Source organism: Streptomyces sp. NBC_01803, from assembly GCF_035917415.1.
Taxonomy (GTDB): domain Bacteria; phylum Actinomycetota; class Actinomycetes; order Streptomycetales; family Streptomycetaceae; genus Streptomyces.
Map to the genome: position 1 here is coordinate 4344826 of NZ_CP109073.1, position 22679 is coordinate 4367504.

A 22679-nucleotide genomic window follows, 5' to 3' on the forward strand; every position below is an offset into this window, starting at 1 on the left:
CGCGAGGCGCCCGGGAGCGTGACGGGAGAACCGCCCGCATGCAAGAGCCCAACGAGTCCGCGGAAGCGGACGGTGCCGGCCGCATCGAGAACCAGACCACCACAACGACTACACCGAGTGACACCTTGCCGCCGCGCCGTCGGCGCGCGGCATCCCGCCCGGCCGGACCACCGGCCGCCGCGGAGCCGTCCGCCGAAGCGGCGGACACGCCTGAGCCGCGCAAGCGCCGTCGTGTGACGCGCGTGGCGTCGGCCGCGGAGGCCGCCGAGGCGCCCGAGGCCGCGGCAGAGGCGCCCGAGGCGATCGCCGGAGCGGAAGAGGCCCCGGCCGCTCCGCCGCGCAGGCGGCGTCGCGCCACCGCCGCGGCGACGGCGCCCGAGACGGCCGCCGAGGCCGCTCCGGTGGCCGAGGTGGAGCCGGAGCCCGAGTCGGAGCCCGCTCCGCCGCGCCGCAGGCGTCGTGCGACGAGTGCCCGGACGGCGCCGGAGCCGGAGGCCGCCGCGCCCGAGGCCGAGCCGGAGCCTGAGCCCGCCCCGCCGCGCAAGCGCCGCCGTGCGACGCGGGCCGAGGCCGCGCCCGAGCCGGTGGAGGCGGCGCCCGAGACGGCCGCCGAGGCCGCTCCGGTGGCCGAGGTGGAGCCGGAGCCCGAGTCGGAGCCCGCTCCGCCGCGCCGCAGGCGTCGTGCGACGAGTGCCCGGACGGCGCCGGAGCCGGAGGCCGCCGCGCCCGAGGCCGAGCCGGAGCCTGAGCCCGCCCCGCCGCGCAAGCGCCGCCGTGCGACGCGGGCCGAGGCGGAGGCGGCCCCCGAGGCCGTCGAGACCGACGAGAGCACCGTTCCGCTGCCGCCCGTCGTGCCGGTGGCGACGACCGCCGTCTTCCAGGCGCCGGTCTTCCAGCCGCCCATGTTCCAGACGCCGCAGCGTGCCGCCGAGGAGGCCGTGCGCGAGGCCGCCCCCGCCGAGGCGGAGGAGGACGAGCAGGACGTCGAGGAACTCGACGACATCATCGGCATCGCCGACGAGGAGGACGAGGAGGACGAGGCTCAGGCCGACCGTCCGGCGCGCCGCCGCCGCCGGGGTGGCCGCAGGCGCCGCCGCGGGGAGACCGCGGAGCGCGCCGCCGAGGCCGCCGCCGGGGGCGAGGAGGAGGCCGAGGCCGACCTCGGCATCGAGGAGGAGCCGGAGGCCGCCGCCGAGGCCGCCGAGGGACCGGACGAGCCGCAGGAGGAGGGCGCGGGCTCCCGCCGTCGCCGTCGCCGCCGGCGGCGCAACGGGGACGCCGCCGAGGGTGCCGAGTCCGGCGCGCCCGGCGAGGACCCGGAGCGCACGGTCGTCAAGGTCCGCGAGCCGCGCCGCAGGCGCGAGGAGGCGATCGAGAGCTCGGACGGCGTGCAGTCCATCAAGGGCTCCACCCGTCTGGAGGCGAAGAAGCAGCGCCGCCGCGAGGGCCGCGAGCAGGGCCGCCGCCGGGCGCCGATCATCACCGAGGCCGAGTTCCTGGCACGCCGGGAGTCGGTCGAGCGGGTGATGGTGGTGCGGCAGAGCGGCGAGCGCACCCAGATCGCGGTTCTTGAGGACAACGTGCTGGTCGAGCACTTCGTCAACAAGGAGCAGTCGTCCTCCTACGTCGGCAACGTCTACCTCGGCAAGGTGCAGAACGTGCTGCCCTCGATGGAGGCGGCGTTCGTCGACATCGGCAAGGGCCGCAACGCGGTGCTCTACGCCGGTGAGGTGAACTTCGAGGCGCTCGGCATGGGCCACGGCCCGCGCCGTATCGAGTCGGCGCTGAAGTCCGGGCAGCCGGTCCTCGTGCAGGTGACCAAGGACCCGATGGGCCATAAGGGCGCCCGGCTGACCAGCCAGATCTCGCTGCCCGGCCGGTATCTCGTCTACGTCCCCGAGGGGTCGATGACGGGCATCAGCCGCAAGCTGCCCGACACCGAGCGGGCCCGGCTGAAGCAGATCCTGAAGAAGATCGTCCCCGAGGACGCGGGCGTCATCGTGCGCACCGCCGCCGAGGGCGCGAGCGAGGACGAGCTGACCCGCGACGTCGAGCGGCTCCAGGCGCAGTGGGCCGATATCCAGAAGAAGGCCAAGAAGGGCAACGCCCCGACGCTGCTGTACGGCGAGCCGGACATGACCGTCCGGGTGGTCCGCGACATCTTCAACGAGGACTTCTCGAAGGTGATCGTCAGCGGCGACGAAGCCTGGGAGACCATCCACGGCTATGTCGCGCACGTGGCGCCCGACCTCGGCGAGCGGCTCCAGCGGTGGACCTCGGACGTGGACGTGTTCGCCACGTACCGGATCGACGAGCAGCTCATGAAAGCCCTGGACCGGAAGGTGTGGCTGCCCAGCGGCGGTTCGCTGGTGATCGACCGGACCGAGGCGATGGTCGTGGTCGACGTGAACACCGGCCGCTTCACCGGGCAGGGCGGCAACCTGGAGGAGACCGTCACCAGGAACAACCTGGAGGCGGCCGAGGAGATCGTGCGCCAGCTGAGGCTGCGCGACCTCGGCGGCATCATCGTGATCGACTTCATCGACATGGTGCTGGAGTCCAACCGGGATCTCGTCCTGCGGCGGCTGCTGGAGTGCCTGGGCCGGGACCGTACCAAGCACCAGGTGGCCGAGGTCACCTCGCTGGGCCTGGTCCAGATGACGCGGAAGCGGGTCGGACAGGGGCTGCTGGAGTCGTTCTCCGAGCCGTGCGTGCACTGCAACGGCCGGGGCGTCATCGTGCACGTGGAGCACGTGCACGCGCCGGTCGGCGGCGGGGGCGGCAAGAAGGGCCGCAAGCGGGGCAAGGCGGCGGCCGAGGAGCCGCAGCCGCTCCTGGAGCCGCTGGAGACCGAGGAGCCCGTCGAGCCGATCGTGCACGCCGCGATGGTGGACAGGATGGAGCCCGTCGAGCCGGTGGACGCCGAGCCGGCCGACGAGCGGGTCGAGGCCGTGGAGGTCGTGGAGCCCGCCGCCGAGGCGGCGGGGACGCGGCCCGAGCCCGAGCCCGAGCCCGCTCCCGAGCCGCGCAGGCGCCGCCGGGTCAGCCGCAAGGTGAGCGCGCCCGCCGGTCCGCCGAAGACGGCGGCGGCCGAGGCGGAGGACGCGGCCGTGACCGTGGTCACCGCCGAGCCGTCCCCGGAGCCGGAGATCCCGGCGGCGGCGACACCGGCCGCGCCGGCCGAGGCCGCCGCGCCGGAGCCGACCGCCGAGAAAGCGGAGCCCGCCCCCGCGCCCGCGCGGCGCCGGGGGAGCCGTAAGGTCACCGTCCCGGCCGGGGCGCCCAAGGCGGCCGAGGAGCCGGAGGTGCTGGTCGTCGCTCCCGCCGAGCCGCCGGCCGGGGCCGTCGCGCCCGAGCCGACCGCGGAGACGCCCGAGCCGGTGGTCGCCGCCGCGCCGCCGCGCCGTCGCGCGGTGCGCCGGGCGTCGGCCCCGGCGGGGTCGCCGGAGGGTGCCACGGAGGCGGTCGTGACCGTCGTCACGGCCGGGCCCGCGAAGAAGGCTCCGGCCAAGAAGGCGGCGAAGAAGGCTCCGGCCAAGAAGACCGCCAAGAAGGCCGCGACCAAGAAGGCGGCGAAGAAGGCCCCCACCAAGAAGGCGGCCAAGGCCACCGCGGCGGCGGAGCAGCCGCAGCCGCCGTCGGTGTCCGCGTCGACCGAGGACTGACCGGGCGGAGGCGTCGGCCGGGCGGTGAATTTGACCGCCTTGTCGGCGCCTCCGTATTCTTGACCGCTGGTGTGTCGTTTCCGGCGCGCCATGCTCCTGAGCACCTTCCTCCCCGATGCGCGCACGGTTCCCGTGCCGGGGAGAGGCCGGGCTCGCCCGTCGCTGGCATCAGGGGCTCCGAATCGAGTGAGAGAGAGTTCCGCGTGTACGCGATCGTGCGCACCGGCGGTCGTCAGCAGAAGGTTTCTGTGGGCGACGTCATCGAGGTTGACCGGATTTCCACCAGCGAGGTCGGCGACACCGTCGAGCTCTCCACCCTGCTCGTCGTGGACGGCGAGACCGTCACCAGCGACCCGTGGGTGCTGGCGGGCGTGAAGGTCAGGGCCGAGGTCCTCGACCACCACAAGGGTGACAAGATCCGGATCCAGAAGTTCAAGAACAAGACCGGTTACCGTCGGAGGATGGGCCACCGTCAGCTCCACACCGCGCTGAAGGTCACCGAGATCCCCGCCCCGGCCGCGAAGTAAGGGACTGAGCGAAGATGGCACACAAGAAGGGCGCGTCGTCCACCCGGAACGGCCGCGACTCCAACCCCCAGTACCTCGGCGTGAAGCGCTTCGGCGGTCAGCTCGTCAACGCTGGTGAGATCCTCATCCGGCAGCGGGGCACGCACTTCCACCCCGGCAAGGGTGTGGGCCGCGGCAGCGACGACACGCTGTTCGCGCTCCAGGCCGGCACCGTGCAGTTCGGCCGGTCCCGTGACCGCAAGGTCGTGAACATCGTGCCGGTCGCCGTCGCCGTCGCCGAGTAGTCGACCGACCGCACCAGCACTTCCGAGGGCGGACCGCCTTCCCACGCCGGGAAGCTGGTCCGCCCTTGCCGCGTTCAGCACCGTATGAGCAAGCATTTGGAGGCACCGTCATGACCACCTTCGTCGACCGCGTCGAGCTGTACGTCGCCGCGGGTAACGGGGGCCACGGCTGTGCCTCCGTGCACCGGGAGAAGTTCAAGCCGCTGGGCGGCCCGGACGGCGGTGACGGCGGGCGCGGCGGGAACGTGGTGCTCGTCGTGGACCCGGACGTGACCACGTTGCTGGAGTACCACCACCGGCCGCACCGCAAGGCCACCAATGGCAAGCCGGGCGCCGGCGGCAATCGCACGGGCGCGGACGGGCAGGACCTGCTGCTGCCGGTGCCGGACGGCACCGTCGTGCTGGGCAACGACGGCGAGGTGCTGGCCGACCTGGTCGGCGCGGGCACCACGTTCGTCGCCGGCCAGGGCGGCCGGGGCGGGCTGGGGAACGCGGCGCTCGCCTCGCCGCGGCGCAAGGCGCCGGGCTTCGCGCTGCTCGGGGAGCCGGGCGACGCGCGGGACATCGTCCTGGAGCTGAAGACGGTCGCGGACGTGGCGCTGGTCGGCTATCCCAGCGCGGGCAAGTCCTCGCTGATCTCGGTGCTGTCGGCGGCCAAGCCGAAGATCGCGGACTACCCGTTCACCACGCTGGTGCCCAACCTCGGCGTGGTGACGGCCGGTACGACCGTCTACACCATGGCGGACGTTCCCGGGCTGATCCCGGGTGCCAGCCAGGGCAAGGGCCTGGGCCTGGAGTTCCTGCGGCACGTGGAGCGCTGCTCGGTGCTCGTGCATGTGCTGGACTGCGCGACGCTGGAATCGGACCGGGACCCGCTCACCGACCTCGATGTGATCGAGGACGAGCTCGCGCAGTACGGCGGCCTGGACAACCGGCCGCGGCTGGTCGTGCTGAACAAGACGGATATCCCCGAGGGGCAGGATCTCGCCGAAATCGTGCGCCCCGATCTCGAAGCGCGAGGTCTTCGCGTATTCGAGGTTTCCGCGGTGTCCAGAAAAGGTCTGAAGGATCTTTCCTACGCGCTCGCCGCGCGGGTCGCCGAAGCGCGGGCGGCGAAGCCGAAGGAGACCACGACGCGCGTGGTCATCCGGCCGAAGGCGGTCGATGACGCGGGCTTCACGGTGACCATGGAAGGCGAGGGGCTCTACCGGGTCAGGGGCGACAAGCCGGAACGCTGGGTGCGGCAGACCGATTTCACCAATGACGAGGCCGTGGGGTATCTCGCCGACCGCCTGAACCGGCTCGGGGTCGAGGAGGAGCTGCTCAAGGCCGGGGCCAGGGAAGGCGACGGGGTGGCGATCGGCGGCGATGACGACGCCGTGGTCTTCGACTGGGAGCCCTCGATGACCGGCGGCGCGGAGATGCTGGGCCGGCGTGGCGAGGATCACCGGATGACCCCGCTGCGCCCGGCGGCCTCGCGGCGGCGGGACCGGGAGGCGCAGCGCCTCGACGAAGCACAGCGGGAATTTGAGGAATTCACGCCTTTCGACTGAAATACCGGACATGAGGCGCCCTGCGGCGGTGGCCGCAGGGCACCTCCGTCCTGTCACAAACGGGTAACGGCCGACAACGGCACATCGGGCTTGGGGGTCAAGCTTCCGCAAGGGTTAACCTTCTCCTCGCGTAGGCGACACTTCTTGATACCCGGCAGGAGCTTCCTTGACCATCCATCCCCATGGACCGTCCCCCCACACCACCGCGGTCGTCCTCGCCGGTGGCACGGGCCAGCGTGTGGGTCTTTCCATACCGAAGCAACTGATCAAGATCGCGGGCAAGGCCGTTATCGAGCACACCCTGGCCGTTTTCGAAGAGGCCGAGGAAATCGATGACGTCCTGGTCATGATGGCCCCCGGCTACGCGCACGAGGTCGAGAAGATCGTCGCCAAGAGCGGTCTGGGCAAGGTCACCCGGGTCGTGGAGGGCGGGGCCACGCGCAACGAGACCACCGAGCGCGCGATAGCCGTGCTGGGCGAGGGCCTCGGCGAGGGCGAGGAGCGCTACGTGCTCTTCCACGACGCCGTCCGCCCGCTGCTCTCCCGGCGCGTGATAGCCGACTGCGTGGCCGCCCTCGACCGGTATCGAGCCGTGGATGTCGCCATACCGTCGGCCGACACGATCATCGTCACGCGCACCCACGGTGAGGACGGCGAGTTCATCACCGACGTGCCCGACCGTTCGCGGCTGCGACGCGGTCAGACCCCGCAGGCGTTCCGGCTGTCCACCATCCGCCGCGCCTACGAGATCGCCGCGGAGGACCCGAACTTCCAGGCCACCGACGACTGCTCCGTCGTCCTGAAGTACCTGCCGGACGTGCCGATCCACGTGGTGCAGGGTGACGAGTTCAACATGAAGGTCACCCAGCCCGTCGACGTGTTCATCGCGGACAAGCTCTTCCAGCTCGCCTCCACCGCCGCTCCCGCCCAGTCCGACGAGGATGCCTACCGGGAGCGGCTGGCCGGCAAGACCGTCGTCGTCTTCGGCGGCTCCTACGGCATCGGCAAGGACATCGCCGACCTCGCCGAGCGGTACGGCGCGACCGTCTACGCGCTGGGCCGCTCCACCACCGGCACCCACGTCGAGAACCCCGGGGACATCGCGGGGGCCCTCGCCAAGGCGTACGCGGACACCGGCCGCGTGGACTTCGTGGTGAACACCGCCGGAGTGCTGCGGATCGGCAAGCTGGCCGAGACCGAGGACGCGGTCATCGAGGAGGCGCTGACCGTCAACTACCTCGCGCCGGTCCGCATAGCCCGGGCTTCCTACAAGTACCTCGCCGAGACCGGCGGCCAGCTCCTGCTGTACACCTCCAGCAGCTACACGCGCGGCCGCGCCGAGTACAGCCTCTACTCCTCCACCAAGGCCGCCATGGTGAACCTCACCCAGGCCCTGGCCGACGAGTGGGCCGCCGACGGCATCCGCGTCAACTGCGTCAACCCCGAGCGGACCGCGACCCCGATGCGCACCCGCGCCTTCGGCGAGGAGCCGGCCGGCACGCTGCTGTCGTCCGAGGCCGTCGCCCGCACCTCCCTCGACGTGCTGCTGTCGCCCATGACCGGCCACGTCATCGACGTGCGCCAGCAGGACCCCACCGCCGACGCCAGCCAGGCCGACTCCTTCGAGCGGGCCCTGGCCGCCTCCCTCAACGCCCAAGCGGCGGGAGGGACGGCATGACCCGGGCAACGCTCTACCGGCTGGCCGGCGTCACCGGCGGTGCCGAGCTGTCCGCCGCCCTGCTGATGCTGGTGAGCTACCCGCTGCTGCTGCTGGCCGCGCTGCTGCCGTCGGCCGGCGCGTTCGCCGCCGCCGCGGTCCTGTCGTACGGCGGCGACCACTACCTGCACCGCAGGGGCAGCTATCTGCTGGTCCGGCTCGGCAAGGCCAGGGTCGGCCTCACCATCCGCTTCCTGCTCCGGGAGCTCATGCTCCTGCTGCTGATGGCCCGCTCGGACTGGGCGGAGGAGACGGTCTTCCACGTCGCCGTCGTGGGCCTGCTGGCGTTCTACGCGGTCCAGGCGCCGCACACCGCGTTGATCATGATGCTGCGCAGGAAGCGGCGGCTGCCCATCGCCACCCGCAACATCGACCTGTCCACGCTGCGCGTGCCCGACGGCGCCCCGCGCCTGTTGACGCACCGGGCCGTGGAGAAGGTGCTGCACACCGAGGCGCCGATGTTCGCCGGGCTGGTGGCGGTCGTGCTCACGGACACGACCGGCTTCGGCTACGCGGGGACGGCGGTGACGCTCGCGCTGGCGCTGGTCTACCTGGTCGCGCTGCTGCCCTACCTGAGCCCCCGGCGGCTGCCGCCCGGGCCCGACAAGACGCTGGAGTGGTTCGACGGCTGGCTGCGCGACTACCGGCCGACCGTCGCGCTGTACTTCTCCGGCTCCAAGGACGCCGTCTACCAGGTCAACATGTGGCTGGACACCATGGCCAGGCTGAACGCCAGGCCGCTGGTGATCCTGCGCGAGCGCGCCATCCACAACCGGCTGGCCACCACCACGGTCCCCGTGGTCTGCGTGCCCAGCGCGGTCGACCTGATGAACATGGACCTGTCCATGCTGCGGGTCGGGCTCTACCCGGCGAACGTCGGCAAGAACCTGCACCTGCTGCGCGTCCCCACCATGAAGCACGTCTTCATCGGCCACGGCGACAGCGACAAGATCGCCAGCATCAACCCGTACGCCAAGGCGTACGACGAGGTGTGGACCGCCGGCCGGGCCGGCCGCGACCGGTTCGCGCTGGCCGATGTCGGTGTCCGGGACGAGGACATCGTGGAGGTCGGCCGCCCCCAGCTCGCGCCGATCAGGCCCGCCTCGGACGTGCCGCACGGCCGTATCCCGACGATCCTGTACGCCCCCACCTGGGAGGGCTGGACCGACGACCCGGGCAACACCTCGCTGCTGCTGGCCGGCGAGAACATCGTCCGCCGGCTGCTCGCCTCCGAGCGGCCCGTGCGGGTGCTGTACAAGCCCCACCCGTTCACCGGCTCACGCGACCCCGAGGCCGGGGCGGTCCACCAGCGGATCACGGCGATGATCGAGCGGGCCGCCGTCGAGCGGGCCGCCGACCCGCGCTGGAGCGCCGCGGTCGAGCAGACCGAGGCCGACCGGGCGCGGGCCCGGGCGACCCTGCGGGCCGTCGAGGACGCGGGCGGCCTGCCCGGCGTCGCCGTGGCGGGGGTCTGGGACGACGCCTCGGTCTCCCGAGACGCCCAGACGCCGCCCGAGACCGCCGCGGCCGAGGAGCGCCGGCTCCAGGAGGGGAACGAGGCGTACTGGCGGTCGCAGGGCTGGTGGGAGCACCGCGTGATCACCGGCTCCCACCCGCAGCTCTTCGACTGCTTCAACGAGGCGGACGCCCTGGTCTCGGACATCTCCAGCGTCGTGTCGGACTTCATCGCCAGTGGCAAGCCGTACGCCGTCACCGACTCGGCCGGGCTCGGGGCCGACGAGTTCCGCCGGCAGAACACCGCCGTCCGCGCGGCGGTGATCCTGGCCAACGACGCGGCCCGGCTGGAGGAGCTGCTCGACGCCGTGCACACGCCCGGCGCCGACCCGCTGGCGGCCGACCGAATCGAGCTGAAGCACTACCTTCTCGGCCCCGACGAGCCGACCTCGCTGGAGCGGTTCGACAGGGCGATCGCCGCCCTGTCGGCACGGGCCGAGGCACGCAACCAGGCCCAGGGCGAGACCGGCGCCACGGCCGTGGTGACGACCCCCTAGCAGCAGGAAGAGAAGGCACGTCCGTGGTGGCCAAGCCCGAAGACATGATTCCCGAGGACCTCCGGCGCCGGATGCGCTTCCTGCCGGAGGCGTCCGCCGAAGACCGCGCGAGCTTCCTGGCCGAGGCCGCGGACTTCCTGGCGTCGGCCGACGCGGCCAAGCTCACCAAGCTTCCGCCACTGGCCCGCGTCAAGTGGTACCTGGCCCGCGAGCGGCGGCTGGAGGAGCTGCTCACGGTCCTGCGGTTCGAGCGGGAGAACCCCTCGGCGTTCCCCGTGCAGGGGCGGCTGCGCCCGTACGTCTCGATCCCCGGCGTGGACGACCGCGTGCTGCCGTCCTCCGTCGCCCGCCTGCGCCCGCGCGAGATGCCGGCGCGGGCCAGGGCCACGGAGGTGCTCTGGCGGGACGGCAAGGTGATTCTGCGCGGCTACGCCTACGTGCAGAACATCCCCGGCGGCCGTACCGGCCCGATGCCCCGGCTGGCGTGGCTGCGCCGGCCGGGCGGCGGCCGGGTGCCCGTCAAGTTCCGCCCCGAGGAGGCGCAGCGGGCCACCCGGGACTCCAAGCAGGCGCTGCACAACTACGACGACGCCGGGTTCGAGATCGTCATCGACCCCGAGCGGCTGAAGACCCGGGGCCGGTGGCGGGCGGGCACCTGGGGGCTGACGCTGGCCCTGCCCCGGCCGGGCGGCTACGTCCCCGGCAAGGTGGAGCGCACCGACATCGGCTCCGCCGGGCACTCCCAGGCGCATGACCTCGGTGACGGCGCGCGGCTGGTGGCCGGCTTCTCGGAGGACCGGTTCCAGATCACCGTCGACACCCCGGAGGCCGAGGTGGTGGACCAGTCCGCCGCCGGGGACGCGCTCCGGCTCGGCCTGCGGTCCCCGGCCGGTGGCAAGGAGCCGCGGGGGCTGCGCGTCGCGCTCAAGGGTGAGAAGGACGGGGCGGTGCACGAGGCCCGCCGCGACGAGGCGGCCGGCGACGCCCGCTGGAGCCGCTGGACCGTCGACATCCCGCTGGCCGACCTGTCCCGGGCCACCGCGGAGCGGACCAAGACCCTGGACTTCATCGCCCACATCGAGTTCGCCGACGGCACCTCGCGGCGGGCCACCGTGGTCGACGGCTTCGCGCCCGGCCGCCACCCGCGCCCGCTCGGCCGGGAGATCGCCGTCACCACCGACGGCCCCGGGCTGCTCAAGCTGCACGACCGGGCCCGGCAGGCCGTCGTGGACTCGCTGCGGTGGACCGGCAAGGGCGAGCTGCTGATCGAGGGCTCATACACCGGGCCCGGCGACCGGATGCGTTTCGTGCTGCGGCACGGCGAGCGGTACGAGGAGCACCTGCTGCCGCTGACCTGGGCCGACGGCCGGTTCAGCGTGTCCGTGGCCCCGCACCGGATGACGACGTACGACGCGATCCTGTCGCTGCGCGCCGGGCGCTGGTACTTCTCGCTGCGCGACAAGGACGCCTGGGGGCACTCGGCGGACGTGCCGGTGAAGCTGCGCGCCGACCTGATCGACAGGCTGCCGCTGCGCAAGCGTGTGGCGGGCCGCACGTACACCGTCAACCGCCGCTTCTTCGACCGGATCTTCCTGGGCGCGGGCCCGGTCCTCTCCGGCGAGGAGCGGGGCGCGTACCGGCAGCGGGAGCTGCGCCAGGTCCACTTCCCGCGCTTCCAGCGGGAGCCGCTGCGGGACGCCGTCTTCTACAACAGCTTCGGCGGCAAGCAGTTCTCCGACTCGCCGCGCGCGGTCTACGAGGAGTTCGCCCGCCGCGGCGTCGAGGTGGACCACCTGTGGTCGGTCGCCGACGCGCAGGTGAGCCTGCCGCCGGGGGTCAGGCCGGTGGAGTGGCACAGCCGCGAGTGGTACGAGGCGCTGGCGCGCAGCCGGTACGTGGTGACCAACGTCGGCCTCGGCGAGTGGTACGAGCGCCGGGACGGCCAGTGCGTCGTGCAGACCTGGCACGGCACCCCGCTGAAGAAGATCGGCGCCGACCTGCTGGGCACGCCCAAGGCGAACCCGGCGTACATCGACAGCCTGCCGCACCGCTTCCGGCAGTTCGACCTCGTCGTGTCGCCGAACGCCTTCACGACGCCGATCATGCGCAACGCCTTCCGCTGCGAGGGCGAGATCCTGGAGTCGGGCTATCCGCGCAACGACATCTTCCACCGGGAGGACCGGGAGAAGATCGCGCAGCAGGTGCGGGCGACGCTCGGCATCCCCGAGGGGCGCAAGGTGGTGCTGTACGCGCCGACCTGGCGGGACGACCAGCGGCACACCGCGTCGAAGTTCAAGCTGGACCTCCAGGTGGACCTGACGGCGGCGCGGGAGGCGCTGAGCGACGACCACGTCTTCCTGTTCCGCAAGCACCCCAAGATCCTCGACGCGATCCCGGGGGCCGGGCAGGGCTTCGTCTACGACGTCTCGTCCTATCCGGACATCGCCGAGCTGTACCTGATCGCGGACGTCCTGATCACGGACTACTCGTCGGTGCTGTTCGACTACGCGCACTCCGGGCGCCCGATGCTGTTCTTCACCTATGACCTGGAGCACTACCGGGACACCCTGCGGGGCTTCTACTTCGACTTCACGGAGAAGGCCCCGGGGCCGCTGATCAAGACGTCGGCGGACCTGGTCGACGCGATCCGGAACATCGACCGGGTGCGGGCGGACCACGCCGCCAAGTACGCGGCGTTCGTCGAGGACTTCTGCCGGCCCTCGGACGGGCTGGCGACGGCCCGGGTGGTGGACCGGATGCTGGAGATCGCTCCGCCCCCGGGCGCGTAGCCGGGGCCCGGGCGCTCAGGCGTTCGGGCGCTCAGGCGCCGGTGGCCGGCGGGCGGCGGAAGAGCCAGTGCAGCTTCGGCTCCATCACGGGCCGGAACACCCGCCCCACCACCGGCGCGCACAGCAGGCTGACGCCGACGGCCGCGATCGCGCTGGCGATGAGGAAGGCCGCCGGCTGCTCGCGCATCACGTCCGGGTCGTACCAGCCCCACGCGCGCGAGCCCCGGATGAGGAAGCCGTGCAGCAGGTAGCCGGACAGGGTGCCCGCGCCCAGCACCGTGAACCAGGTGCGCCGGCCGGGCACCAGGGCGAAGAAGCAGGCGGTCAGCAGCAGCGCGCAGCCGAAGAGGAGCACCGTCATCACGACGCCGGTCCACCAGGGCTCGCCGAGCTCCTGGGCGCTCTCCTTGCGGTAGAGCCAGGCGTGGTCCATGCGCGGGACCGCCCAGTACGCGACGAGCAGCGCCGCCGCGAAGACGGGCACCGCCGCCAGCCGCACCGCGCGGCGGCGCACGGCCCGGAAGTGCTCGGCCCTGAGCGTCAGGCCCAGCACGAAGAACGGCAGGAACTGGAGAACCCGCTGGATCTGGAGGTCGCCGCCGAGGGAGGGCGAGACGGCGCCGAGCGCGGCGACGGCCAGCGCGACCGGCACGGGCCACCGCAGCGCCTTCCAGAGCGGCACGGTGAGCCGCCAGATGAACAGCGCCATCAGGAACCACAGCAGCCAGCGCGGTTCCAGCAGCGGGATGTAGGTGTTCCGGCTGTCGTCCAGCCATCGCAGGAAGAGGACGTAGGCGATCTGGAAGACCGCGTACGGCACGGCGACGCCGGTGATCAGCCGCTGGACCCGGTCGGCCCGTCCGTCGAAGCTCCGCGAGAAATACCCGGCTATCAGGATGAACGCGGGCATGTGGAAGGCGTAGACGGCCATGTAGAGGGCCGTGACGGTCCGCGAGCCGTCGCGCAGGGGCTCCCAGGCGTGGCCGAGGGCGACGAGCACGATGGCCAGATATTTGGCGTTGTCGAAGAAGGCGTCGCGCTCCTTGGGGCCGCCGCCCCCGGTCGCGTCGCCGGTCCCGGTCACGGTCGCGCTCTGGCGGGGCAGGGCGACGGTGGGGGTGGCCGGGAGCTGCCTGGAGTGGGTCACCCAGGCACCTTAACGGGAGATGACGGCCCGGTGTCGCCTCGGGTGACGGCGGGCGCGAGGAGCGGACCGGGCACCTGGTCCGGACTGTTCGCACCCCCGCCGGGGGCGCCCGTATCACCTGGCACACCGCTCCCGGAGACCGTGCCGCTCGTGCCGCCGTGCCGACCCTGCGGCACGGTGCGGGCGGCACGGCGCGGGCGGCACGGAGCTGATCGAGGTGCCCGACGGGGATCACGGCTTCGCGGTGCCCACAAGCGCGGGCGTCTCGCGGGAGGAGGCGCCGGCCGCCGTCATCGGCCCGGACAGCGGCCGGCTACTGCGGCACACCCTGGCCTGACGGGCGCGCCCGGCCCGGCGGAGGCGCCGACGGGCGCGCTATGGGCAGCTCCACGGGGGTGTCGGAGATCAGACGAGCCTGGCGCGCGCGGCGGGCGTCGGAGGCGGCGCACAGGGCGCGGACCGCGTCCTGGAAGCGGGCGAGCGACGGCGGCTCGGACGGCCCGAGCAGATACTCCTTGAGCGCCGCCCGTTCCGCCGTGAGCGTGTCCCGGGCGGGGTCGAGCACCGCGTCGAGCAGCGCCGGAACGCCCTCGGCGTCCGGGGACAGCACGGTGGCCGCCCGGACGGTGGGATTGGCGGCGCGGAAGTCGGCCTCGGACAGGCCGCTGGTGTTCACCACGGCGTACGGCTTGGCGCCGGCCAGGAAGTCCGCGACGACGCTGGAGACGTCGGAGATCAGCAGATCGGCCTCGTTGAAGCAGGAGTAGATGTCGGGGCGCGCCCCGGTGAGCACCAGATGGGCGCGGGGCGGCTGGGCGGCCCAGAACGCCGCCCGCCACGCCTCGGTGGCCGCCGCCACCGCCTCGGCGCGGCCCGGCTCGGGGGCGGTCTGCCGCATCATGCGCTCGACCTCGTCCGCTCCGGGACGGAACGCGCGGGCGGTCAGCGCGTCCAGCTCCCCCGTGCGGCGCTCCAGCTCCGCCAGGAGGTGGGCCTGCGCGGCGGGCCCGCGACCGTCGGCGGGCACGCTGACACCCAGCGCCCGCGGCCCGGGAGCGGCGGTGTCCGCCTCCCGCGCCTCGCCGCCCAGGGGCGGGGCGGCGAGCGCGCCGCGTTCGGCGGCGGCGCCCCGGGTGGGCAGAGCCGCCGGCCGGGCCGGGGCGTGTGGCGCGGCGGCGGCGTTGGCCTCCTCGACCAGCGCGCGGATCCGGGCGTCGGCCTCGCCCGCCTCGGGGTTCACCGAGCCGGTCATCGGGTGCGGCTTGTAGAGCAGTCGCACCCGGGGGTCGGCCAGCAGGGCGCGGGCGATGTTCTCGCCGGCCAGCAGCACGGACGTGTTGCCCGGGTCGTTGGTCCAGCCCTCCCAAGTGGGCGCGTACAGCACGGTCACGGGCCCGGCGGGGTCCGGCGGGCCGGCGGCGGGCCGGATCGGCGCGAGCTGCGGGCGGCCGACCTCGACCACGTCCCGGTCGTCCACGCCGACGTCCGCGAGGGCGTACCGCTTGCGCGCGGCGGGGCCGGCGACCCACACCTCGTCGTAGACCTTGGCGTAGGGGTTGCAGCTCGACAGCTTGTCGCTCTCGCCGTGGTTGGTGAAGGCGTGCTTGATCGTCGGGATGCGCAGGACCTGCGAGGTCTTGGGGGCGTTGGCCGGGTGCAGCAGCATCTTGAGCGAGGAGTGCTCCAGCAGCATCAGGTGCGCGACCTTCGGCAGGCACACGATCGGCACGTCCGTCGCGGCGATCTGCTGCACCATGCCGCGCTCGCGGAGCACGACCAGCGGGTGGGCGTCCAGGGCGGCCAGCGTGGAGAGCCACATGTTCGCCTGGTAGGCGGTGCCCGAGCCGCCGGAGAAGTACAGACCGACGTCGGGGCGGTAGGCCGCGAGCCAGCGTTCGAACCACGCCAGCGTCCGTTCGTCGTCCGGCGGGCGCTTGCCCGGCAGCAGCCACGTCGCCAGGTAGGCCGTACCGCCCGCGAACAGGGCGAGGGAGATCGCGATCCCGAGCAGGCCCCAGGCAGTGCGGTCGGTGAGCGCCGTCGCCAGCATCCCGGCGGTGGCCGGCACGGCGAACAGCGGCATCCGGCGGCCGGGACGCATCAGCGGCCGGGGCGGCGCGGGGGACAGGCGCAGCGCGGCGGTGTCGATGTTGCGGGTGACGATCGGCAGCGTGCGCGAGCGGCGGACCAGGACGGCCAGCGCGCGGCACAGGAAGTGCGCCGCGTAGCAGGCGAGCAGGCCGCCGACGAGGGCCAGCCGCGCGCCGGTGGCCAGCCCGGAGAGGTGCCCGAGGCCCACGACGATCAGCAGGTCGCGCAGGAGCTGCCGGACCGCCTCGTCGCAGTGCAGCTTCGTGAGCAGGGCCAGGATGCCGGGCTGCCAGCGGCGCAGTAGGAAGTCGAGTCCGATGCCGACGGCCGCCGCCGCGCACAGCAGCGGGGCGTTCGGCAGCAGGGCGCCGACGAACTGGAGGAAGAAGGCACACAGCAGGGCGGCGAGGGCGATCCATCGCGCGCCGCGACGAAGCGACGGTCCCGCAGACACAGTGAGGCTCCGGAATGGGGTGGATGTGGGGATGTGGGGATGTGTCACCCGGCATGCGGATATGCGCTGGTCCAGCACCGAGCGTAGGCCGGACGACCCCGGGCGGCAATCGCAGCGGGGCGTGGGGGACGCCGGGGAAGGGGGTGACGCGAGATGCGCCTATATGAGGGAGCGGCCTATCGGCGTGGTGGCATAGATTACGGACGGCAGTCCGGTTTGACCGGGAACGAACGAACGCAGGGGTACCCCGGTGAGCGACGCACGCGCGGCTGTCCGGTCGCGGGTCCCGAGGACGCCCGAACGGTCGCCGCGCGGGGGCCGGCGGCACCCCCGGGCGGAGCCTGGGGGAGAGCAGGGAGACGCAGTGAGCGCAGCGGTACGGCAGGGTGTCTCCGATGCCCGCAGGATCGTCGTCAAGATCGGCTCATCCTCGCTGACCACCGCGGTCGGCGGGCTTGACGCCGACCGGGTGGACGCACTCGTCGATGTGCTGGTGAAACAGGACGGGAGGCAGATCGTACTGGTTTCCTCCGGTGCGATCGCCGCGGGCCTCGCCCCGCTCGGGCTGCCGCGACGCCCGGCGGACCTCGCGCGGCAGCAGGCCGCCGCCAGCGTCGGGCAGGGGCTGTTGCTGGCCCGCTACACCGCCTCGTTCGCCCGGTACGGCCGCCGCGTCGGCCAGGTGCTGCTCACCGCCGACGACACCCGCCGCCGCGCGCACTACCGCAACGCCTACCGCACTCTCGACCAGCTCCTGGCGATGGGCGTGATCCCGGTCGTCAACGAGAACGACACCGTGGCCACCGACGAGATCCGCTTCGGCGACAACGACCGGCTCGCCGCGCTCGTCGCCCACCTGGTCCGCGCCGACCTGCTGGTGCTGCTCTCCGACGTGGACGGCCTCTACGACGGCGACCCGTCCCGCGCCGGTACCCGGCTGATCCACGAGGTCACGGGACCGGCCGATCTGGAGGGCATCGAGCTGGGCCGGCCGGGCCGGGCCGGGGTGGGGACCGGCGGCATGGTCACCAAGGTCGAGGCCGCGTCGATCGCCACCGGCGCCGGTGTCCCGGTGGTGCTCACCTCGGCGGGCCGGGCCGCCGACGCGCTGTCGGGCTCGTCCGCCGCCGGGACGTACTTCCACGCCACCGGGCGCCGGTCGGCCGGCCGGCTGCTGTGGCTGGCCCACGCCTCCGCCCCGCGCGGCTCGGTCACGCTCGACGCCGGGGCCGTGCGGGCCATCACCGAGCGCGGCAGCTCCCTGCTGCCGGCCGGGATCACCGGTGTGGAGGGCGACTTCGTGGCCGGTGATCCGATCGAGCTGCGCGACGAATCGGGTCGTCCGGTGGCGCGCGGGCTGGTCACCTTCGACGCCGCGGAGATCCCGCGACTGATCGGCCGTTCCACCCACGAGCTGGGCCGCGAGCTCGGCCCGGCCTACGAAAGAGAAGTCGTACACCGCGATGACCTGGTGCTGTTGCGGGCATAGTCCATGGGGCGAGCCTCGCGACGGGCGCGGCCGGACCGGTGCCGGAGCTGTGAAAGACCAGTCTTTCCACGGAAGGTTCCGGGAAACGGCCGCGCCGTCGCGCGCGAGCTGGTCAACTTTTGAGTGATGTCGCGCCCGCACCGAGTCCCGTACCCGCACCGCACCAGCACCATGTCAGGAGGCCACCGGTGAGACGACTGGCCAGCGTCGGACCCTCCGGGGGAGCGCAGCCGCGCGAGGAGCCCACCCGCGAGACCCCGCGACTGTGGCACATCACGCTCAGCGTGGCGGGCGAGGCCGCGCCGCTGACGGACGTCAGGCGCGCCCTGGAGAAGCTCGCCAACGACCACCCGTTCCTCCTGACCAGCCGCTACGCCCACGACCACGCCGAGATCAGGTACTGGGAGGAGGCGCGGGACCTGCACGACGCGGCGGCCGTCGCGCTGCGGCTGTGGGGCGAGCACCGGCGCACCGCGCAGCTGCCGCCCTGGGAGATCGTCGGTCTGGAGGTCATCGGCCGGGAGACGTACCACCAGCGGGTCGCCGAGGGGTACGGTCCGCCGCCGGCCGTTCCGGTGGGCGTGCACCCGTTCTGAGCCGGTGCCGCGCCCGTTCGGGGCACCGGTCCGCGCCCGTTCGGGGCACTGGTCCATGCCGCTCGGGGCACCGGTCCGTGCCCGCTCCGAGCCCGTTCCGGGGTCCGCCGGACGGCGGCTACGCTTGATGACATGAGCAGTCCCGCACACCCCATCGGCACCTCTCCCGTCCTCGCCACCGCACGCCGGGCCAAGGAAGCCGCCGCCGCGCTGGCGCCGCTGCCCCGCTCGGCGCGGGACGCGGCGCTGGTGGCCATCGCCGACGCCCTGGAGGCGCGCGCCGACGAGGTGGTCGCGGCCAACGCCGAGGACATCGTCAAGGCCCGCGCGGCCGGCACCGCCGAGTCGATCGTGGACCGGCTCACGCTCACCCCGCGGCGCGTCGCCGCGATCGCCGCCGACGTGCGCGACGTGGTGGCGCTGCCCGATCCGGTCGGCGAGGTGGTGCGCGGCTCCACGCTGCCGAACGGCCTGGAGCTGCGGCAGGTCCGGGTCCCGCTCGGTGTCGTCGGCATCATCTACGAGGCCCGGCCCAACGTGACGGTGGACGCCGCAGCGCTCTGCCTGAAGTCGGGCAACGCCGTGCTGCTGCGCGGCTCTTCCTCCGCGTATGCCTCCAACACAGCGCTGGTCGGCGTGCTCAGGGACGCCGTCGAGAAGGCCGGACTGCCCGCCGACGCAGTGCAGTTGGTGCCGGGCGAGGGCCGGGAGGCGGTGCACGAGTTGATGCGCGCCCGCGGCCTGGTCGACGTGCTGATCCCGCGTGGCGGGGCCTCGCTGATCCAGACCGTGGTGAACGAGTCGACGGTCCCCGTCATCGAGACCGGCGTGGGCAACTGCCATGTGTACGTGGACGAGTCGGCCGACCTGGAGATGGCGGTGGACATCCTCGTCAACTCCAAGGCCCAGCGGCCCAGCGTGTGCAACGCGGCGGAGACCGTTCTCGTCCACGCCGGGATCGCCGACCGCTTCCTGCCACGCGCGCTCGCCGCGCTCACCGCCGCCGGGGTCACCGTGCACGGCGACGAGGCGTGGCGCGCGGCCGGCCGGGCGGCGGGCACCGAGGTGACCGCGGCGACCGACGAGGACTGGGCGACGGAGTACTTGAGTTACGACATCGCCGCCGCCGTGGTGCCCGACCTGGACGCGGCGGCGGCGCACATCCGCCGCTGGGCGTCGGGCCACACGGAGGCGATCGTCACCAAGGACACGTCCGCCGCCCGCCGTTTCGTCTCGCTGATGGACTCCTCGGCCGTGATGGTGAACGCCTCCACCCGTTTCACGGACGGCGGGCAGTTCGGCTTCGGCGCCGAGATCGGCATCTCCACGCAGAAGTTGCACGCCCGGGGACCGATGGGCCTGCCGGAGCTCACCTCCACCACCTACGTGGTCACCGGGGACGGTCACCTCCGGGACTGATGTCCGGTCCGGCAGCGATATCCGGATGGCCCTCCCCCTGCGGACTCATTGCGCCTACGCTGGGAAGCGTGCCGGACGACGTGGGGGGCCAGCCGTTCCCGAACGGTGAAGGGCCCGACAGCCATGACCTCGGGGCAGCCGAGGAGGCGTTCGCCTCCGTGGTGCTCGACGAGGCGTTCGTCGAGGCCGCCCGGATCCACGAGCCCACCGCGGCCGAGCGGATCCTCTACGCGGCGATGGAGCGTGCCGAGTCCGAAGCCGGCGGAGAAGTCGGGTTCTACCGGGACCCCGACCTGGACCCCGGCGCCTCCGACGGGCTGGGCGGCTTCGACGGTGACGACGACGTGGACGACGAGGGGCGGTTCGACCGCTCCGACTACACCCGCTATCTGCCGGACGAGGACGACGAGGACAGGCCGACGTTCGGCTCGTTCACCGCGTACGGCGGCTATGGCGCGGACGGGATACGCGGCCCCGGCGGCCGGGAGGCCCAGCCGCCCCCGGCGGCTTGGCGGCCCGCCCCGAGACCGCGCGGCGGTCTGGGCGGCGCGCCAGGCCGCTGGCAGCGCCCCGTGGCTTGTGTGCTGGCCATGGTGATGGGCATCAGCGTCATCGCCTTCGCGCTCATAGCCATCCAGCGCGCCGGTGCCGCCCAGCCCCGGGTTCCCGGCCCGCCCGCCCCGGCCAGCGAGTCGGACGGCGACGGCGGCGGCCGGACCACGGAGGACGTGGAGTCCGCGGACAACGGACCGGACGGCGGACCCTAGCGGTTCCGGTCCCCCCGGGTCCCCCTGATCCTTCCCGTCCCTCCAGCTCCCTGGCCGCCCGTGCCGTACGGGCGTTGGGGCCGCGCGCGGTACGCACATCGCACGGGAACGGTGAAATTGCCTGCCCGGGAGGTCTGTTTACGCCTGGGTCCGCGACCTACGCTAAAAGGGTGGCCGGGCGGACCGACCCTCCAGAAGGGACTCCCGGGGGCACTCCGGGAGCCGGGGACGAGGAATATCAATCGACCGTCTTCGACGAGTCGTTCGTCAGAGCTGCGCGCCTGGAGGAATTCTCCGCGCAGGAGCGGCTTGAGGATCACACCACGGCCGTCCGAAGACGACCGGCCGCATCGGGGCACGGCTTCGGCAGGACGGTGCCGAAGCAGGGCTTCGCGCTGGGGCTGATCGTCCTGATGGCGTTCGCCGCCGCGATCTTTCTGGGCGCCAACAATCCGTACGAGGTCGATCGCGCCCTTCACGCCGATCCGCCGGCCGGGAGCCTGGTCGCGCTCGCCCCAGGGGGCGAGGTGCCCGGGTCCGCCGACGCCGCCGAGCTGTACGCGAGCAGCCCGGCCGACGACTACGGCGCCGGGGCCGGGGGAGTGCGCCTGCCCGACCCGCGGCAGACGGCGGACTTCTCGCGCGAGCAGGTCCTCACCGCGCTGACCCTCGCCAAGGAGTACGTGGTGGCCAGCGCGCTCACCCCCAACGTGCTCGCCGGGGCGACCACCGCGCCGGTGCGCGAGCTGCTCGGCGCCGAGCAGCAGCGGCAGTTCGACAGCGCCGTGGGCGGGCGGGATCCGCACTCGGACGCCACGGACTGGCTGATCCGTTTCGACGCCGACGAGGCCCTGCTCGCCGACCCGCAGGTGCGGGTGGCCGGTGATTTCACGTTCACCCAGGTCACCGAGGACATCCTCCAGGTCGACGGCCGCCACGTCTTCGTCTACGCGCTGCGTCCGCCGGGCGCCCTGGACACCGAGGCGGCGCTGTTCACCGTGCGGCGGCTGGTGCGGCTCCAGTTCGGCAAGGAGGAGCTGCGCGACCGCGACGTGGTGCTGCGGCAGACGGAGACCGTGGCCGGGCCGATGGACTGCGGCGCCGACACCTCCGCCGTGCTCACCCCGCTGCTCGCCGGGGAACGCGCCTCGCTGCCGCCGTCCGCGGGCTTCGATCCGTACGTGCTGGAGGAGCATCGGCCCGCGCCGTGCGGCAGCTTCCCGGCCGGGGGAATGCCGACCCCGGACGGCCGCTGACCGGCGGGCCGCGCGCGCGAGCGTGGGGGCGGGAGGCTGTCGCGGACGGGTCCGCATACGATGACAGGCACCGAGTCCATGCCGTCCCGTTCCCGGATAGGTTCGCGATGACCCACCTCACCGCTTCGCCCGCCGCCTCGGCCCTGCGCACCCTCGCCGAGGAGGGCGGTCACGAGAGCACGCTCAACGCCTACGCCGTCGGCGGTGGCGCCTTCGCCGCCCTGCTTCTTCTGCTCTGGATCACGACGCGGCTCAACCGCGACCGCTAAGGTCGGCGCATGCGCGAGAAGATAGGCCACGCCAAGCGGCGGCTGGGCGTGATGGGCGGGACTTTCGACCCGATCCACCACGGGCACCTGGTCGCCGCCAGCGAGGTGGCCGCACGCTTCCACCTCGACGAGGTCATCTTCGTGCCGACCGGGCAGCCCTGGCAGAAGGGGCACCGGTCCGTGTCCCCGCCCGAGGACCGCTATCTGATGACGGTCATCGCGACGGCGTCGAATCCGCAGTTCTCCGTCAGCCGGATCGACATCGACCGCGGCGGCAAGACGTACACGATCGACACCCTGCGGGAGCTGCGCGCCGAACACGAGGACGCGGACCTGTTCTTCATCACCGGCGCCGACGCGCTGGCCCAGATCCTGGGCTGGCGCGACGCCGCCGAGCTCTTCTCGCTCGCGCACTTCATCGGGGTGACCCGGCCGGGCCACGTCCTCGCCGACCCGGGCCTGCCGCAGGGCGGCGTGTCGCTGGTGGAGGTGCCCGCGCTGGCGATCTCCTCCACGGACTGCCGCGAACGGGTCGCCCGCGGCGATCCTGTCTGGTATCTGGTGCCCGACGGGGTCGTGCGCTACATCAACAAGCGTGCGCTGTACCGGGACCTCACCGAACCCACACGCTGAGCGGGCTTGAA

16 protein-coding genes are annotated in these 22679 nt (G+C 73.1%); 14 read left to right on the forward strand and 2 right to left on the reverse strand.

The window, feature by feature from the left end; genetic code table 11:
* Positions 1-38: 38 nt before the first annotated feature.
* From OIE51_RS19745 to OIE51_RS19775, 7 genes are all read left to right on the forward strand, one after another.
* On the forward strand, positions 39-3665 hold the full coding sequence (locus OIE51_RS19745; protein ID WP_442811970.1) for an Rne/Rng family ribonuclease: 3627 nt from the start codon (positions 39-41) through the stop codon (positions 3663-3665).
* A 203-nt stretch (positions 3666-3868) separates the two neighbouring features.
* Positions 3869-4192 (forward strand): 50S ribosomal protein L21, encoded by a 324-nt coding sequence (gene rplU / locus OIE51_RS19750; RefSeq protein WP_326599070.1) that lies wholly within the window; start codon positions 3869-3871, stop codon positions 4190-4192.
* 14 nt (positions 4193-4206) lie between these two features.
* Positions 4207-4476 (forward strand): 50S ribosomal protein L27, encoded by a 270-nt coding sequence (gene rpmA, locus OIE51_RS19755; protein ID WP_326599071.1) that lies wholly within the window; start codon positions 4207-4209, stop codon positions 4474-4476.
* A 110-nt stretch (positions 4477-4586) separates the two neighbouring features.
* Positions 4587-6029, forward strand: coding sequence for a GTPase ObgE (gene obgE / locus OIE51_RS19760; RefSeq protein ID WP_326599072.1), 1443 nt, complete (start codon positions 4587-4589; stop codon positions 6027-6029).
* 172 nt (positions 6030-6201) lie between these two features.
* The gene (locus OIE51_RS19765) at positions 6202-7707 is read left to right on the forward strand and encodes an SDR family NAD(P)-dependent oxidoreductase (RefSeq protein WP_442812064.1); all 1506 of its coding nucleotides are present in this window, start codon (positions 6202-6204) and stop codon (positions 7705-7707) included.
* Positions 7704-9758, forward strand: a complete 2055-nt coding sequence (locus tag OIE51_RS19770) for a hypothetical protein (protein ID WP_326599074.1) — start codon at positions 7704-7706, stop codon at positions 9756-9758. Before OIE51_RS19765 ends, OIE51_RS19770 begins: the two co-directional genes overlap by 4 nt.
* Before the next feature lie 26 nt (positions 9759-9784).
* Entirely contained in the window at positions 9785-12547 is a 2763-nt protein-coding gene (locus tag OIE51_RS19775) for a CDP-glycerol glycerophosphotransferase family protein (RefSeq protein WP_442811971.1), read from the forward strand.
* A gap of 31 nt (positions 12548-12578) precedes the next feature.
* On the opposite strand, the gene OIE51_RS19780 is transcribed toward OIE51_RS19775, so the two are convergent.
* Positions 12579-13694, reverse strand: a complete 1116-nt coding sequence (locus tag OIE51_RS19780; RefSeq protein ID WP_442811972.1) for an acyltransferase family protein — start codon at positions 13692-13694, stop codon at positions 12579-12581.
* 313 nt (positions 13695-14007) lie between these two features.
* A complete protein-coding gene (locus OIE51_RS19785; RefSeq protein ID WP_326599075.1) occupies positions 14008-16239 on the reverse strand; it encodes a hypothetical protein in 2232 nt (743 codons plus the stop codon).
* A 364-nt stretch (positions 16240-16603) separates the two neighbouring features.
* Between OIE51_RS19785 and proB the strand changes: the two genes are divergently transcribed.
* The 7 genes from proB (at position 16604) to nadD (ending at position 22668) form a co-directional block, all read left to right on the forward strand.
* Complete coding sequence (gene proB, locus OIE51_RS19790; RefSeq protein ID WP_326599076.1) at positions 16604-17728, forward strand: glutamate 5-kinase; 1125 nt, start codon at positions 16604-16606, stop codon at positions 17726-17728.
* Positions 17729-17847: 119 nt separating this feature from the next.
* Complete coding sequence (locus OIE51_RS19795; protein WP_442811973.1) at positions 17848-18324, forward strand: hypothetical protein; 477 nt, start codon at positions 17848-17850, stop codon at positions 18322-18324.
* Between the two features lie 132 nt (positions 18325-18456).
* Positions 18457-19743, forward strand: coding sequence for a glutamate-5-semialdehyde dehydrogenase (locus tag OIE51_RS19800; RefSeq protein WP_326599077.1), 1287 nt, complete (start codon positions 18457-18459; stop codon positions 19741-19743).
* Positions 19744-19811: 68 nt separating this feature from the next.
* Positions 19812-20510, forward strand: a complete 699-nt coding sequence (locus OIE51_RS19805; protein WP_326599078.1) for an SCO2584 family spore wall biosynthesis protein — start codon at positions 19812-19814, stop codon at positions 20508-20510.
* A gap of 170 nt (positions 20511-20680) precedes the next feature.
* Positions 20681-21766 carry an SCO2583 family membrane protein gene (locus OIE51_RS19810; RefSeq protein WP_442811974.1) on the forward strand — a complete coding sequence of 362 codons (1086 nt, stop codon included), beginning with the start codon at positions 20681-20683 and terminating at the stop codon, positions 21764-21766.
* Between the two features lie 107 nt (positions 21767-21873).
* Complete coding sequence (locus OIE51_RS19815) at positions 21874-22035, forward strand: hypothetical protein (protein ID WP_326599080.1); 162 nt, start codon at positions 21874-21876, stop codon at positions 22033-22035.
* Between the two features lie 9 nt (positions 22036-22044).
* Positions 22045-22668 (forward strand): nicotinate-nucleotide adenylyltransferase, encoded by a 624-nt coding sequence (gene nadD, locus OIE51_RS19820; protein ID WP_326599081.1) that lies wholly within the window; start codon positions 22045-22047, stop codon positions 22666-22668.
* The last annotated feature ends 11 nt before the right edge of the window (positions 22669-22679 follow it).